Origin of the sequence: Acinetobacter kookii (assembly GCF_900096895.1) — a bacterium.
Lineage (GTDB): Bacteria > Pseudomonadota > Gammaproteobacteria > Pseudomonadales > Moraxellaceae > Acinetobacter > Acinetobacter kookii.
On the sequence record NZ_FMYO01000003.1, the window covers coordinates 1 to 14,454 of the forward strand.

Below are 14,454 nucleotides of genomic sequence, written 5' to 3' on the forward strand. Positions count from 1 at the left end.
AAAGTTAAGATGATGGTATGACAATTTTATATACTCCATAAACCCTTTAAATTAATTAGGTGGTTTATGTCGCACTTCAAGTTTTACTCTGCCCTATTAAATATGGCCTTATTTAAGGTTTTATGTGAATTTAAGCGCGGATATTAAAACGACATCTATTATTCACGTGTTTATAAAATATACAATCATAGTTTCTTTAGATTGTTGTATATAAATGTTGGTCAGGGTTGCCTATTTCATTTTCGAGTTTTATATTAAAAATACAGTAGGTCGAGAGACGCTACAAAGTGGTTGGACGGATCAATGACAGCTTGTTGAGCTTGCAACTTCGGGTTGAAGCAAAAAATCAGCACTAGCCTTCCAACATAAAAGCCCGCAGTAATGCGGGCTTTCTTATTTTTCATGTCAAAAAATGCTTTGCGGATGGCCCCAATTGCAGAACTTATTTTAGATTACTGAAGGTGATCTACAGAGTTTATTATTGAAGTTTAGAAAGCTTAACTGAAATATTTAAAGTAGATATCATTTATTGAGTTATAAAAAATTACATTGCCAAGAAATCTAACATCTCTAAATTATGGATAAATCAAATATATGTTATAAAAAGTTTAGTTAAATAAAGAGAGCAGAGAATAATATGAGCCAATTAATAGAGGTGAAGGTTAAAGACCAATTTAGCAATATTCATGCAGTACAGGCATTATTACGGGCAATTCCGGAAAATTCAGTATTGCATAAACTCTCATTATTTCAAAAGATTGAACATATTATTGTGAATGGTGAAATTATTCGCCCCAGTATTGAACTGCTTTTTGAAAGCCGTATTTCCGCGAGTATTTATCGTATAATTGAATAATGCATATATAGTTGACTTCTTTCATCTTTGTTCCCACCCTCTTTATTTTTTTCCCAGAGAGAGAAATAAAGGGAATTTATGAAAGAAGTCTGATAAAACTTATTCTAAATTATGGATAAAAGGTAAAAACTCACTGTTCAAGGTGAGTTTTTATAAAATAGTAACAATACGATTGGAAAATATTAGGGAATCGAATAAAAGATGAAGGCTTAAATTAAACTGAGCTCGACATCATATTTATTAAATTCTTGTATGATGTTTTCTATGACTTTGATTCCAATGCCATCATCACAACTGAATATTTCATCCTTGCCTTGCGTACTGTTGTAACAGATGATTTGCTGGATTGACCAGCGATTTTCAACTTCTGTTTGATCAATAATGACCCGAAGGGGTTGCAGGTTTTCGCTGACCTGACGGGGCAATACACTGGTAATGGCAAGTTGAATATGATTCAGATTCTCTTTCGGACTTAAAAATGTCAGTACCCAGTTACCTACTTTTTTTAAGTGCATAGGATTGTCTGCTGGATGAAATTCTAAATAATGTAAGGACGTCATCATGAATTCCCCTGAAATATTGACTATATTGGGCTTTTAGCAAATATTTGCCATTCAGCTTAGGTCGTATTTAGGCGCAGGCCAGGGGTTCTAGTTTAATCTGGCTGTGGTTGAATAAATCCAATCTTATTGTTTTATAACTATAAAAAAAAATATCCTTTCAATAGTTAAGACCTTAAATAAATAATGAAACATAAAAAAGCTCTTAAGCCTGATCAGCTCAGATGTTTCTGGAGCGAAAAATTGATCTGGTTAAGGTATTTATTTAATTCCTGAGGTGTCATGCGACTTTCCTGTAAGGTGGTAATCCATTGCATTTGACACTGTTTTAAACTGCGTAAATCATCGGCAGAAAGAATACGGTTAATCAGCTGTTTGGCCATTAAGCCGCAATGCCGTTGCAGCAGTTGAGCCATAAATTGTTTGACTTGTTCAAAGTCCATGACTTCTAGCGTTGTCTGTATTTCATTTTCATAGGAGGCCGGCTCAGCTTTTTCATCCGTGATTGAAGATGGGGAAATGCCGGGAACCAAGATCTCTTCGGCAGAGTGATCCTTAAGTTGAGAGGTTTGCAGCGAAAGGCTGGCTTCAATTTCTGTATTCAGGGGACTGGATGGAAGTGGAGCTTCAATGGATGGGCTCGCTTGCTGGGCAATTAATCCCATTTCCAGCAATTGTTCAAGTAATTCGGGTGGCGCGATACGACGCTTGAATTGTTCGGCAAGCAGGTCAAAATCATCGGTGCCGATCAGCAGTAACAGCCGGCGTTGACGTGCATTCAGATTGAGTGAACGTTGTTTTAAACTTTCAATGCCTAAATCAGTTTTATGATATTGATTCATGCCTTAATTTATCCCCGCGGTAAACTAAGGCCGATTGTAAGTATTAATAATGACAGTATTATTTAAATAATATTACAAATCATAATATTACAGCGTTAAAATATTGGCTTTCTCGAGAGCCTTGCGCAAATAAGGGTCCAGATCTTCCTGACGAAGCAGCCACTGCATATAATCTGCCGGTAAGTCTGCTATCGCTGTACCCCGGTGTTTACCGAAATTAATCGTACGAGGAATACGTGCGTCTTCCGATGCCAGATAAAGCTCTTCAATGTTTTGAATGTTTAAATGATGGATTTCATGCATCAAAATATTGGCGGTTAAAATAATATCCATATCGGCACGATGCGCTTTTTTAATCATTTCACGGGCTTTTTCACTGCCTTTGCTGATCATATAAATAAGGGCAGAAATATTATGAGCCTCGGCATCTGGCCAGACTAAACGCGCAAGGGCAAGGGTACAAATGGCTTTGATTTTGCTGGTATCTACACCGCATTTCTCAATGGCACGAATATCATAATCAATATTGTGGCCAATAATATACGTAGTTTCCTGTGGAAGGCTGAAAGTCGTGTAGTGAGGCTGACCAACCAGCTCGGATTCCAGAATATGATGCACCGCCATGGCGGCATAAGAAATCGGTTCATCGACACTATAGAGCTGGTCGAAAATTTCACTCTTATCTAAGGAAAGTTTGCTACCTTGGATTTGGATCGGCGCATATGCAATCTCAATCGGCTGTCCATTTAAAGTATGGGTTTCGGTATCGAGAATAATTGCTTGCATGACAGGTCCATAACCGTTGCGATCGTTTGGGTAAATTTAGCATTTTCGAAGATACCGGTACAAACTGAAAATACAGTCTTTTGCCCATTCATGATGATTTCTGTAGCGAAATGCTGGTTAAATGCACTGCTTTGAAAATATCACGCGAAATATACGCTTTAGATGAATTTAGGATAACTGGCTTGATCAGGGGGTATTTAAGAAAGCCTGAATATATCCTTTGAGTGATGTTTAATGACTTCAAGAATCTGGACGCTACAACTGAGATAACGGCTTCTGAGCGGTCATTTTTTGTTGATCGGTCATCGAGGCTGCATAAGAAGGGACCATTTTGTTCACTATTTTTCTTTTTAAACATTTACAGCCTGATCTCATGCAAGCCTGGAATTGGACAAATAACAGCAGACATATTTTGTTAAATTAATAGTGTTTGATATTTGTAAATCCATAAAAATAAAATCTATAAAAATCATTTATTTATATTAATAGCAATCCAGTCTTTTTTTATATTTTTTATTTGATGTTAAATCACATTGTTCAAATATTAAATAAAGGTAATAGTTTGTATTCATGATTACCTCAATCATCAAAATAACAATATATAAGGAAATGCAAAAATGAAAAAAACATTATTAACGGTGTTAATCAGCAGTGCCTTTTTGCTTACCGCCTGCGGTGGGGGGGGAAGTGGAGATGAGAGTGCATCTGGTTCTGGTAATGGAACTGGAGTTGACAATGGAGCTGGCGATGGAACTGGGGGTGGGGATAATGGCGGCGTCATTGTTCAGCCTGAACCTTCTATTCCGCTGAATAACATTGCTGATCCTGTGGTAAGAACCGAAGCCTATACCGAAACAAATATGACCAGCGTAGCAGGTGAAAGCCTGGTGATGACTTATAAAATGCTGGGGGTTAATGGTCAGGAAGTTCAAGCAACGTCACTGGTCATTACACCGAAAACAGCGGCACCTGTAGAAGGCTGGCCAATTGTGGTTTGGGCGCATGGTACGACTGGTGTGGCAGATCAATGTGCACCGAGTCGAAGTAAACTGAAGGTAGAGATTGAAGGGATGATTACTCAACTTTTAAGTGCAGGGTATGTGGTGGTGGCTCCCGATTATGAAGGCCTGGGCGAGCCAAGTGGCAATGAGTTTCATCCTTTCCTGAATTTAAAAAGCGAGGCTTATTCAATTACTGATGCAGTTGTCGCTGCACGTCATTATTTGGGGGTAAAAGTATCGAATCAATGGATGGCAGTAGGGCACTCACAAGGCGGACATGCAGCACTAGGTGCCGCTCAATATGCTTCGCGTGCAAATCTTGACTATAAAGGAGCTGTTGCCGTTGCACCTGCATCTAATTTACAAACAATTTTTAATACGGGAAAACAGCTTGTAGCGAATTTACCCCTCAAAGATCAAGTTTCTACCCTGGCATCTTTAAATACTTATGCCGCGCTGATTACTGCGGGAATGCAGGGTCAAGCCGCATCACCGACCTATGCTCAAGTCTTTGAAACCAATGCAGCAACAATAGCTGCACAAGCTGAAACAATCTGCTCAGAACCCTTAGGAATAGATTTTAATACTAAAATGGCAACTGCCGCCAATACTTCATTGTCAGGTTATTTAACCCAAAGTGATTTTATGCAAGTACCTGCAATTTCAACCTTTTTGAATAGCACTTCTCAGCCGTTGTCTGTAAAAGTTACGACACCAGTAAAAATCTATCAGGGTGGGTCGGATACGACTGTTCCGGCAAATGCGACAGCTGACCTTATTACCAATGCAACAAAACTTGGAACGACTAATATCGTTTTGACATATGACTTGGCATGGAATCATTCAACTGCCTATACTTCGAATATTCCTAATATTATTGCAGATGTAAAATCTCTAATGCCAATTCAGTAACTTGTTTTGACTGTCTATGCTCATGTTTTTTAAATCATGAGCATTTTTATTTCAAACTGAGTAAAGTTCATTCTCAACATTTATAAACTTCATGCTACAATACGCGCCAATCTTAGCACGGCTTAAAAGCCCTAATTTAATAGGACCTCGCTAATGTTTGCCAATATCTCTATTGCTGAATTTGACCCGGAAATTGCTCAAGCAATCGCTAACGAAGATGCTCGCCAAGAAGCGCACATCGAGTTGATTGCTTCTGAAAACTATTGCTCACCAGCAGTGATGGAAGCGCAAGGATCAAAACTCACTAACAAATATGCAGAAGGCTACCCAGGCAAACGCTATTATGGCGGTTGTGAATATGTAGATGTTATTGAACAATTGGCAATTGACCGTGCTAAAGAACTTTTTGGTGCTGATTACGCTAACGTTCAACCACATGCTGGTTCTCAAGCAAACTCTGCAGTTTACTTAGCGCTTCTTAACCCGGGCGACACCGTTTTGGGTATGAGCCTGGCTCACGGTGGTCACTTGACTCACGGTGCAAAAGTAAGCTTCTCTGGTAAGACTTATAACGCAGTTCAATACGGTCTAAACCCTGAAACTGGCGAAATTGACTACGAAGAAGTTGAGCGTTTAGCAATCGAGCACAAGCCACGCATGATCGTTGCCGGTTTCTCTGCTTACAGCCAAGTTGTTGATTGGCAACGTTTCCGTGACATCGCGGACAAAATTGGCGCTTACCTGTTTGTCGATATGGCTCACGTAGCAGGTCTGGTTGCTGCTGGCGTTTATCCAAGCCCAGTTCAAATTGCTGACGTAACAACAACGACAACTCACAAAACACTTCGTGGCCCACGTTCAGGTTTAATCCTTGCAAAAGCAAACGAAGAAATCGAGAAAAAATTACAATCAGCTGTATTCCCGGGTAACCAAGGTGGTCCATTGGTTCACGCTGTAGCCGCTAAAGCAATCTGCTTTAAAGAAGCAATGGCATCTGAATACAAAACTTACCAACAACAAGTGGTTAAAAATGCTCAAGCCATGGCTGAAGTATTAATCGCTCGTGGTTATGACGTTGTTTCTGGCGGTACGAAAAACCACCTGTTCTTGTTGTCTTTAATCAAACAAGACATTACAGGTAAAGATGCTGACGCTTGGTTAGGTGCTGCTCACATCACTGTGAACAAAAACTCTGTACCTAACGACCCGCGTTCTCCATTCGTGACTTCTGGTATCCGTATCGGTACCCCAGCAGTTACAACGCGTGGTTTCGGCGAAGCAGAAGTACGTGAACTTGCTGGCTGGATCGCTGACATCCTGGACAGCAAAGGTGATGAAGCTGTGATCGCTACTGTTAAAGAAAAAGTTGCTGCTGTTTGCGCGAAATTCCCTGTTTACGCAAAATAAGTTTCTGACTTAAAAAAAGCCTCCTGAATGGAGGCTTTTTTTATATTTTTATGACACCTGCTGGGGAATATTTTGTTGCATCGCCTTTGGATAAGGGAGCTTGCTCGGCTTGTAATATTGCGCCCAGGTTTGTGACGCTGCCGGGCGATTTCGTTCGCTGTCTTGAATGCCTTTAAAAAATGCCCCCATGGCATGATAAATCTCGGGTAAATTTTTACTGGTGATGGCATCGCTACTGAGAAAATAGGGCTGCAGAATGCAAAAACCGCGATAGTCAAACACCTGGAAAAAAGGGATGACCAAATGGATGTTCATAGGCTGTTCGCCATAGTTACGGACATGCAGGGAAATGGCATCGGTTCGCACATGCGGGAGACAGGCATACATCTCATAACCCAACACATTATAAGGATGTTTTTCAGCATTGATATCCAGTTGTCTTAAGGGGCCATCCGGTCCCTCCATATGGCTAAAAAAGGTATTGCCCGGTGGATAACTGGTGGGTGTCAGGCTCTGCTCGGAAGAAGTGCGTGGAACCACCCCATGAATATGCAGCAATAAAAATTGGGTCAGCTGACCGGCATGATATAAAGCCTCATAAAATGGGGATTGCTGTAAATTGCTATTGGTCTTTTGCGTATCTTCAGCCAAATAAATAGGATTGCTGCTGGCTTTAATGCTTTGCAAGGCATTCAAAACGTATTGTTTGCTGGATTCGGGAATGACAGGTTCAAACAGAAACTGGCAAATATGATGGGTCACAAAAAAAATGGAAGCATTAATCTGCGCAATCCGGCAGGTGGTTAACGCATTCGGGATGTGTTGCCCGAGCATCTGGTTGACTTGTTCCGGCGCGAACCAGCGTAGCGAAGTTCCAGCTTGCTCGGCAATGACTTGCCCAACATAAGAGGATAAAAACAGAATAAAGAAAAAATGGGCGTCATCTTCTAAAAATTTATCGATTGAAACCATATAGTTCTGGCGAATTTCACGCATGAGATCATCTAGGCGATCCAGGCTGGACAGGCTATGATCCAAATCGGAAATCTGCACCAGATTCTGAAAAGCAGAACCACAAAACAGCGGATAACCCTTGAAATACATGCTTTGTAAATCGTGCATTTGTTCAGTAAATTTATGGCATTTATCTGCAAAGGTAATTTGATAATTCAGAATAATGGCTTCAATTTCCTGGCTGATGTTCAGCGGTAAATCATTTTCACAGAAATGCTTTGCCACATAATGCAGGGGCAGAATAATTTGATCATTGCAATTGAGCGCATAGCTATGTACAAAGTTATTGGGACGATCACGGAATTTTACGAAATGGGCTTGCAGCTCTGCAAAGCTTTGCCATTTTTCATCGATACCCAATTTTTGACTGATAAATTGCCCGATATAACTGGAAATCAGGTAGACGGTATTTAATTTTAGGGGATCTTCAATAAAATCTGTGGCTTGTGTACCTATCTGTTTTTTAAATGCGGTAAACAGTTGATCCAGTCGTTCAAAACTGGCAAATGTGCCATCAAAATTAACGGTTTTAAGTGCGGAAGCAATATAAAATTCATGTTGATGTTCCGGCATTTCAAAGTGGCTGCGAATATGCTGCATAAAATTGTGAGAGCCGAGTTCAGCTGCTGAATGGAGTTCAGTAAGAGACATCGTATTATTCTTGTAAAGTAATTATTTATATACACATGTATACTTGAAATAAATTTTAAATCAACTGTGTAACTAGACTTATTGTTGCTGAATGAAAGAAAAGTTTAAAAAAAGAGGATGTTGAATATGCAAAGACCTATCATTGTGATTTCGCAACAAGATCTTGATCGTTTGGAAACGATGCTTGAGCATCAATCTAAATTGACGCCAACCATGCAGCATCTTGAAGATGAGCTGGCACGTGCCCAAGTGGTAGCTCCGCAGGATATGCCGGCAAACGTGGTGACAATGAATGCACGGGTATCGATTACTATTGCCCCTGCGAATGAACCGACCACGATTACCCTGGTTTACCCGCATGAATTTTTGGGTGAGAAAGGGCAGGTGAATGTACTCGCGCCCGTCGGTGCAGCAATTTTAGGATTGGCTGAAGGTCAGGAAATTGAATGGCCACAGCCAGATGGTCATTTAATGAAAGTGAAAATTGAAAAAGTGTTGTATCAGCCAGAACGTGAAGGCAATTATCTCTAATTTTTAAATAAATAGCCCCTAATTTAGGGGCTTTTTTGATAGGCAGATAAACATAATTAATGCTTACTTATTTTATCGAGATACCCCATCATAAATGCTGAAACCACAAAGGTCAGGTGCATGTTATTCCCCAGATGATTTTCTTGATATTTTGACGTGATCATAAATAAATCACTTTAAAAATTCGACATTTTTTATATTTTTTAATAGTTTAGATTGAGATAAAGATTTCACTTCTTCTTTGGGCGATGAGTCTGTGTGAGTCATCAAGATGGCTAAATCAGGAAAATTCAAAACTTCAGCAGGTATTGTGCTGATCACTGTCAACGCTTTGACAGTGTTTATCGCCTATTCAGGGCAGACTGTATTTCAACAACACAATGTTGCAATAAAAATTGAAATATAAGGAATCGCCATGAGCCAAACAGCACAATATGACCCAAATTACCAGTATCAACATATTCAGGTGAAACCGATTACCGGTCGTATCGGTGCGGAAATTGAGGGCGTAAAACTCTCTGCAACTCTAGATCAAGCTACGGTCCATGAAATTAACCATGCACTGGTGAAATACAAGGCCATCTTCTTTAAAAATCAGCAGCACCTGACCGATGACGAACAGGAAGGCTTTGCTGCTTTATTAGGAAAGCCTTTAAACCACCCAACGGTTCCGGTCAAAAGTGGCACAGCCCATGTATTAGAACTGGATTCACGTGGTGGACGGGCAGATACCTGGCATACCGATATCAGCTTTATTGAAGATTATCCCAAAGCCTCTATTCTACGCAGTATAGTTGCGCCGGCAGCGGGAGGAGATACGGTTTGGGCCAATACCACAGCGGCTTATAACGACCTGCCAGCAGAACTGAAAGTTTTGGCGGATAGTTTACGAGCAGTACACAGCAATGACTATGACTATGCCTCTAAGGTAACCACAAGCCCGCGTATCGATGCAGAAAAATATCGTGCGCTATTCAATTCAACCGAATATGAAACAGAGCATCCATTGGTGCGTGTGCATCCGGAAAGCGGTGAAAAGACCTTGTTATTGGGGCACTTCTTTAAACGTTTTGTGGGCTATAACAGCCAGGATTCACGCCGCCTGTTTGATCTATTTCAGGACTATGCCGTGCATCTGGAAAACATCGTGCGCTGGCGCTGGAGTGTAGGTGATGTGGCCATCTGGGATAACCGTGCCACCCAGCACCGTGCAATCAATGATTATGGGGATGAGCTGCGTGTCGTGCGCCGTGTCACCATTGCAGGGGATATTCCGTTTGGTGTAGATGGTCGCCCAAGTGTGAGCCTGAAAAAAGTGGTGAAACAGGACATTTCTAATTTTACTTTTGAAAATGGTCAAATTCTGGAAAAAGCATCCTGATGATTCAACGAACTGATTTGCGCTGTGTTGGACCCGTAGTGATCTGAATTCGAGATATACATAGCGCTAAAAATTGGTTGGTCTAAGCATACGAAAAACCTAGTATTTATATATTAGGTTTTTTTATTTTAATGAGATCATCACTTTCGTATGCAGAGTCGCGCAGAAAAATTACAGCAGATTTTCGGTCAGGATGCAGTGTTTTCTGCATTCAATACACAGTCGCATCAAACTTTAATGCAGCATGTGAAATATCTGCGTTTTTTACCACAGCAACAGATCTTGCATTATCAGCAGAAAATGGAGGATATCTATGTGCTGTTGTCTGGACGGATGCAGATTGGCTGGCTGCTCAGTGATGGCGAGTTTAAGGTCAGCGATTATGTGAAAATGTATTCGGTGTTTAATCTGGTGCCATTTTTACAGCAAAAACCGCTGAATTTTGATTTTTATGCGGTAGAGCAAGTCGAAGTGGCGGTAATTTCAGGTCAGGTTTTTCTGGAACAATTACAGCAGCAGCCGCAAGCCATGTGGCAGATCATTCAATTATTGAGTGAACGGATGTATGGCTTGATGGAGAAAAACCGTTATCTGCAAACCGCGAGTATGACGCAAAAAATTGCGCGACATTTAATAAGCTTGGGTCAACAGGCAAGATCAGCAGGTCAGGCCAATTCGAGCATGCAGTTTAAAATGAGCCAGCAGGAATTTGCCGAATTACTGCATGTGTCCCGGCAAACCTTAAACAAGCAACTGCAATATTTTATCCAAGAGCGCATTGTAGAGTGGAATTATAGTCAAATCCGTATTCTTGATCTGCAGCGCTTAAAACAGATCAGTCATTTCTAGCGGGGCATTTCGGGATAGAGTATTAGAAAATTGCTCATCACACTGAAACTTTCCTGGATGACTGAAAATAATTTCAAAATTTAAGGCAATAAAAAAGGCAAAGTCAAAACTTTGCCTTTTATGATCATGAACGATCTTAGTGGTGATGACCACCTGCACCGTGTACGTGACCGTGTTCTAATTCTTCAGCAGAAGCTGCACGAATTTCAACAATTTCAACTTCGAAAGTTAAATCTTGGCCAGCAAGCGGGAAGTTGGCATCTACAACAACGTTGTCGCCTTCAACCGCTTTAACAGTCACGATTTGAACGCCGTCATCAGTTTGAGCCTGGAATTGCATGCCAGGTTGGATGTTGTCCACACCTTGGAACATTTGAGCTGGAACTTCTTGTACGAGATCAGGGTTGTATTCACCATAACCTTCAGCAGCAGGAACGTTTACAGTGAATTTTTCACCAACAGTTTTGCCTTCTAAAGCGTTTTCTAAACCAGGGATGATGTTACCCGCACCGTGCAAATATGCAAGTGGCTCACCTTGTGATTGGTCGAGAGTTTCGCCCTCTGCGTTAGTCAACGTGTAGTGGAAAGAAACCACGAGGTCATTTGCAATAGCAGTCATGTTATTGATCCATTCAATTTTTTAAGGGTACATCATAAAGTGAAAAGTGGGTTTTGTAGACTAGATTTAGCAAAAATCTGCAATTTTCCCACTTTGTATGGCGTTTTTTTAATAATGGGGACAATTTTTTAAATTTCAATGCAATTTTATCTTTGGCCCCATTTTTCTGGTGACAAAATCTTTGGCGGTTAAAAGACCTGCATGGACATAGCCATGAATGGTCGCCTGATGCAGTCGATATAAAGAAATATACATCGATTTTGCCAGCAAACCTTGCACATTCACTTGTCCGAGTAATTCTCCCACGGCTTTGTTATGGCTTAATGACACCAGCGAGCCTTTATCGGAGAATTTGAACATCGGTTGGGGCTTGCCCTGAATGCGGGCTTTCATGGCATCAACCAGGAAACTGGCTTGCTGGCTGGCCACCTGAGCACGTGGACCGAGTACCGGTTCATCCGCAGTGGGTTGGCAATGGGCGCAGTCACCCAAAGCAAAAACATTCGGATCAGATAGCGTTTGCAGTGTTGCATACACTTTAAGGCGGTGAATATTGTCCTTCTGAAAGCCTTTTAACTTTTCCAGAACTGCAGGGGCTTTAATGCCTGCCGCCCAGACTTTCAGTTCGGCATCTATAGAGTTTCCATCGGCAAAATAGACTTTGTCCTCGTCAACTTTTGCTACCCGGTGTTGGGTCAATACCTGAATTCCAAATTGCTCAAGTTGATGGCGGGTGTGGTTGGCGATGGTCTCAGAAAGGGCAGGCAAAATCCGGTCGGCGGCTTCAATTACGCTAATATGGACATTGTTCGGGTCAATTTTGTTTAAGCCATATTTAAAGTAAGTTTCTTTGGCTTGAAACAGTTCGGCAGCAAGTTCTATACCGGTTGCACCTGCACCAATAATGGCAATATTCAGGACGCGGGTAGTATCATGATTTTGGGCCTGCAAATATAAATGCAGGAGGTCTTGCTGAAACACATCTGCCTGTTTACGGCTATCCAGAAAATGGCAGTGCTGTTTCACGCCTTCAGTATTAAAGTCATTCGAGGTCGAACCCACTGCAATAATTAAGGTATCGTAATCCAGATGAATATTTTTCTGGCTTTGATCTGGCTTGGTTTGTTGGAATTTAGACCGCTGCGATGTTTCAAGAATAATCTGTTTGGCGTTTGGGTCGATTCCAATAAAACTGCCCAGAACAAACTCATAATGATGTTTGGCAGCATGGGCAAAATAATTGGTTTCTTCGGCATGCGGATTGAGTGTACCCGCGGCAATTTCATGTAACAGCGGTTTCCAGATATGGGTGAGCTTCTGATCGACTAAAGTGATGTGAGCTTGATGGGATTTACCTAAAGTATTACCCAGTTGCGTTGCAAGCTCTAAACCGCCGACACCGCCACCCACAATAACAATTTTATGGAGATTACTCATTTTTTTGACCTATTTTTATTTTAAAGACGAAAAAAAAGATGGCATCAATATGCCACCTTCAATTCATTGCTTTTGTTTATATTGTTATACAGCTTACATAATTTAAAGAAATGTCACGCAATTAACCTAGAGGATAAATTTTGACTTTAATTTCCTCAGTGGAGAAAAAGCTAAAAAGCTGCTTAAGCCAAATGGCAATTTTCTGGAAGAAATTGGCTTCTTCAATTTGCACATCATTTTCAATGGCAATGGTGCGAATCAACTGGTTATTCTGGTAAACATGCACAGTTGCCAGTTGCATGACTTGGGCTAAAGGTGCAGTCAGGTATTTTTCTTTAATTTCAACATTTAAGTAGGTTTTGGTTTCTTGTAAGGGAGCAACCGCCTGAATTGTTCCATTGCCGGTATTCAGCATAACACGCTGATTCACCCTATCATAAGTTTGCAGGTCAATTGCATAGGGCTGGTTATACAAAGACGTCGTCACAATTTGCGGTTGGCTGGTTTCCAGTTTGAACATTTTTAAAGTGGATTTAATGACCGGCAACTCAGCGATCAGCTGCTTGTCTTTAATTGCCACTTCATTACGGGTATAGGTATAAGCCATATCCAGCAGGGTATGTGCAACTTCAGCACGTTTTAAGGCATTTTTTGTTCCCATCACCACCACAATCAGGCGGCGTTCAGGCAGTGCAGGATTACCGGTAGGACGGTGTGCAGTCAGTGCCAGGTTATAGCCTGCCGCTTTGGTGAAACCTGTTTTTAAACCATCCACACTGGGGTCAAACTTGAGTGCCAGGTTGGTTGCGCGATGAAAACGCTGGTTATAACTGAAACTTGGCATGACTGAATAATGCAGGTATTCAGGTGTCTGAACACTAACGGCTTGACCGAGCAAGGCCATGTCATGAGCAGATGAGTAATGATTTGGCATGGTCACGCCTGGCGCATTGGCAAAATGCGTGTCCTTCATTCCTAAGGTTTTGGCTTCTTTATTCATGCGTTCGATGAAAGCCGGTACGCTACCCGAAATGCGTTCTGCCAAAGTCACAGCCGCATCGTTGGCTGACATCACGATCAGGCCTGCAAGCAGCTGATCAACGGTGATCTGATCACCTTCTTTCAGGTACATCTGCGACTCATCCCACTGCACCATTTTTACCACCGGTGTCGCCGTGATGACCTCATCTTTCTTTAAATGACCGGCTTCAATTTCTTTCAGGGCGATATAGGCAACCATCATTTTGGTCATGGATGCCGGTGCACGTTGCTCATGGCTATTGTGCTCTGCAATGACCTGACCTGATTGGGTGTCAAGAATGGTCCATGCAGCGGCTTCAACGCTTTCAGGAACCAGGTTCAGCAATGCAGCATTGACTATCGTGGAGCACAATAAACTTAAGGATGCGAGGAGGTAGATGACAGCTTTCAATGATCTTCCTTATTTACCAATCCATTGGTGGTAGAAATGCAAAAAATATGAGGAATGCTATGCCTTTTTTTTAAGTATGGCTAGTCGGAATTGTAGACAATTGCGACAGTTCAGCATTGCCGGGCAAAAAATGCTAAGCTAATTGTTAAGTTAACTTTTCTTATATTTTATATTGC

The 14,454-nt window shown here is 41.3% G+C and carries 14 protein-coding genes; 7 read left to right on the forward strand and 7 right to left on the reverse strand.

Annotation, left to right across the window (positions count from 1 at the left end; translation table 11 throughout):
• The first annotated feature begins 637 nt into the window (after positions 1 to 637).
• The gene (locus BLP85_RS06170) at positions 638 to 856 is read left to right on the forward strand and encodes a hypothetical protein (protein WP_092819254.1); all 219 of its coding nucleotides are present in this window, start codon (positions 638 to 640) and stop codon (positions 854 to 856) included.
• 209 nt (positions 857 to 1,065) lie between these two features.
• Here the strand turns inward: BLP85_RS06170 and BLP85_RS06175 are convergent, their stop codons facing one another.
• The 3 genes from BLP85_RS06175 to BLP85_RS06185 all read right to left on the reverse strand — a co-directional run bounded on the left by BLP85_RS06175 (position 1,066) and on the right by BLP85_RS06185 (position 3,044).
• Complete coding sequence (locus BLP85_RS06175; RefSeq protein WP_092819496.1) at positions 1,066 to 1,416, reverse strand: hypothetical protein; 351 nt, start codon at positions 1,414 to 1,416, stop codon at positions 1,066 to 1,068.
• 215 nt (positions 1,417 to 1,631) lie between these two features.
• The gene (locus tag BLP85_RS06180; RefSeq protein WP_092819255.1) at positions 1,632 to 2,258 is read right to left on the reverse strand and encodes a hypothetical protein; all 627 of its coding nucleotides are present in this window, start codon (positions 2,256 to 2,258) and stop codon (positions 1,632 to 1,634) included.
• A gap of 87 nt (positions 2,259 to 2,345) precedes the next feature.
• Positions 2,346 to 3,044, reverse strand: coding sequence for a putative quorum-sensing-regulated virulence factor (locus BLP85_RS06185; RefSeq protein ID WP_092819256.1), 699 nt, complete (start codon positions 3,042 to 3,044; stop codon positions 2,346 to 2,348).
• A gap of 617 nt (positions 3,045 to 3,661) precedes the next feature.
• Between BLP85_RS06185 and BLP85_RS06190 the strand changes: the two genes are divergently transcribed.
• Together BLP85_RS06190 and glyA are read left to right on the forward strand one after the other, a co-directional pair.
• Positions 3,662 to 4,957, forward strand: a complete 1,296-nt coding sequence (locus BLP85_RS06190) for an alpha/beta hydrolase (RefSeq protein WP_092819257.1) — start codon at positions 3,662 to 3,664, stop codon at positions 4,955 to 4,957.
• Positions 4,958 to 5,110: 153 nt separating this feature from the next.
• Positions 5,111 to 6,364: a serine hydroxymethyltransferase gene (gene glyA / locus BLP85_RS06195; protein ID WP_092819258.1), complete on the forward strand. Its 1,254-nt coding sequence runs from the start codon at positions 5,111 to 5,113 to the stop codon at positions 6,362 to 6,364.
• A 48-nt stretch (positions 6,365 to 6,412) separates the two neighbouring features.
• On the opposite strand, the gene BLP85_RS06200 is transcribed toward glyA, so the two are convergent.
• Positions 6,413 to 8,029, reverse strand: coding sequence for a hypothetical protein (locus BLP85_RS06200; protein ID WP_092819259.1), 1,617 nt, complete (start codon positions 8,027 to 8,029; stop codon positions 6,413 to 6,415).
• A gap of 126 nt (positions 8,030 to 8,155) precedes the next feature.
• Between BLP85_RS06200 and rnk the strand changes: the two genes are divergently transcribed.
• The 4 genes from rnk to BLP85_RS06215 all read left to right on the forward strand — a co-directional run bounded on the left by rnk (position 8,156) and on the right by BLP85_RS06215 (position 10,790).
• Positions 8,156 to 8,560: a nucleoside diphosphate kinase regulator gene (gene rnk / locus BLP85_RS06205; protein ID WP_092819260.1), complete on the forward strand. Its 405-nt coding sequence runs from the start codon at positions 8,156 to 8,158 to the stop codon at positions 8,558 to 8,560.
• Positions 8,561 to 8,831: 271 nt separating this feature from the next.
• Positions 8,832 to 8,966, forward strand: coding sequence for a hypothetical protein (locus BLP85_RS15125; RefSeq protein WP_265733819.1), 135 nt, complete (start codon positions 8,832 to 8,834; stop codon positions 8,964 to 8,966).
• 9 nt (positions 8,967 to 8,975) lie between these two features.
• Positions 8,976 to 9,941 carry a TauD/TfdA dioxygenase family protein gene (locus tag BLP85_RS06210; protein WP_092819261.1) on the forward strand — a complete coding sequence of 322 codons (966 nt, stop codon included), beginning with the start codon at positions 8,976 to 8,978 and terminating at the stop codon, positions 9,939 to 9,941.
• Between the two features lie 150 nt (positions 9,942 to 10,091).
• The gene (locus BLP85_RS06215; RefSeq protein ID WP_092819262.1) at positions 10,092 to 10,790 is read left to right on the forward strand and encodes a Crp/Fnr family transcriptional regulator; all 699 of its coding nucleotides are present in this window, start codon (positions 10,092 to 10,094) and stop codon (positions 10,788 to 10,790) included.
• A gap of 136 nt (positions 10,791 to 10,926) precedes the next feature.
• On the opposite strand, the gene slyD is transcribed toward BLP85_RS06215, so the two are convergent.
• The 3 genes from slyD to BLP85_RS06230 all read right to left on the reverse strand — a co-directional run bounded on the left by slyD (position 10,927) and on the right by BLP85_RS06230 (position 14,278).
• Positions 10,927 to 11,409 (reverse strand): peptidylprolyl isomerase, encoded by a 483-nt coding sequence (gene slyD, locus BLP85_RS06220; protein WP_092819263.1) that lies wholly within the window; start codon positions 11,407 to 11,409, stop codon positions 10,927 to 10,929.
• A gap of 135 nt (positions 11,410 to 11,544) precedes the next feature.
• On the reverse strand, positions 11,545 to 12,846 hold the full coding sequence (locus BLP85_RS06225) for an NAD(P)/FAD-dependent oxidoreductase (protein ID WP_092819264.1): 1,302 nt from the start codon (positions 12,844 to 12,846) through the stop codon (positions 11,545 to 11,547).
• Positions 12,847 to 12,967: 121 nt separating this feature from the next.
• On the reverse strand, positions 12,968 to 14,278 hold the full coding sequence (locus BLP85_RS06230) for a D-alanyl-D-alanine carboxypeptidase PBP6B (protein WP_092819265.1): 1,311 nt from the start codon (positions 14,276 to 14,278) through the stop codon (positions 12,968 to 12,970).
• Positions 14,279 to 14,454: the final 176 nt, after the last annotated feature.

Excerpts from the sequence above, each read along its gene's own strand:
- BLP85_RS06170 (WP_092819254.1), top strand. The coding sequence starts at position 638 with ATGAGCCAATTAATAGAGGTGAAGGTTAAAGACCAATTTAGCAATATT.
- BLP85_RS06175 (WP_092819496.1), bottom strand. The coding sequence starts at position 1,416 with ATGACGTCCTTACATTATTTAGAATTTCATCCAGCAGACAATCCTATG.
- BLP85_RS06180 (WP_092819255.1), bottom strand. The coding sequence starts at position 2,258 with ATGAATCAATATCATAAAACTGATTTAGGCATTGAAAGTTTAAAACAA.
- BLP85_RS06185 (WP_092819256.1), bottom strand. The coding sequence starts at position 3,044 with ATGCAAGCAATTATTCTCGATACCGAAACCCATACTTTAAATGGACAG.
- BLP85_RS06190 (WP_092819257.1), top strand. The coding sequence starts at position 3,662 with ATGAAAAAAACATTATTAACGGTGTTAATCAGCAGTGCCTTTTTGCTT.
- glyA (WP_092819258.1), top strand. The coding sequence starts at position 5,111 with ATGTTTGCCAATATCTCTATTGCTGAATTTGACCCGGAAATTGCTCAA.
- BLP85_RS06200 (WP_092819259.1), bottom strand. The coding sequence starts at position 8,029 with ATGTCTCTTACTGAACTCCATTCAGCAGCTGAACTCGGCTCTCACAAT.
- rnk (WP_092819260.1), top strand. The coding sequence starts at position 8,156 with ATGCAAAGACCTATCATTGTGATTTCGCAACAAGATCTTGATCGTTTG.
- BLP85_RS15125 (WP_265733819.1), top strand. The coding sequence starts at position 8,832 with ATGGCTAAATCAGGAAAATTCAAAACTTCAGCAGGTATTGTGCTGATC.
- BLP85_RS06210 (WP_092819261.1), top strand. The coding sequence starts at position 8,976 with ATGAGCCAAACAGCACAATATGACCCAAATTACCAGTATCAACATATT.
- BLP85_RS06215 (WP_092819262.1), top strand. The coding sequence starts at position 10,092 with ATGCAGAGTCGCGCAGAAAAATTACAGCAGATTTTCGGTCAGGATGCA.
- slyD (WP_092819263.1), bottom strand. The coding sequence starts at position 11,409 with ATGACTGCTATTGCAAATGACCTCGTGGTTTCTTTCCACTACACGTTG.
- BLP85_RS06225 (WP_092819264.1), bottom strand. The coding sequence starts at position 12,846 with ATGAGTAATCTCCATAAAATTGTTATTGTGGGTGGCGGTGTCGGCGGT.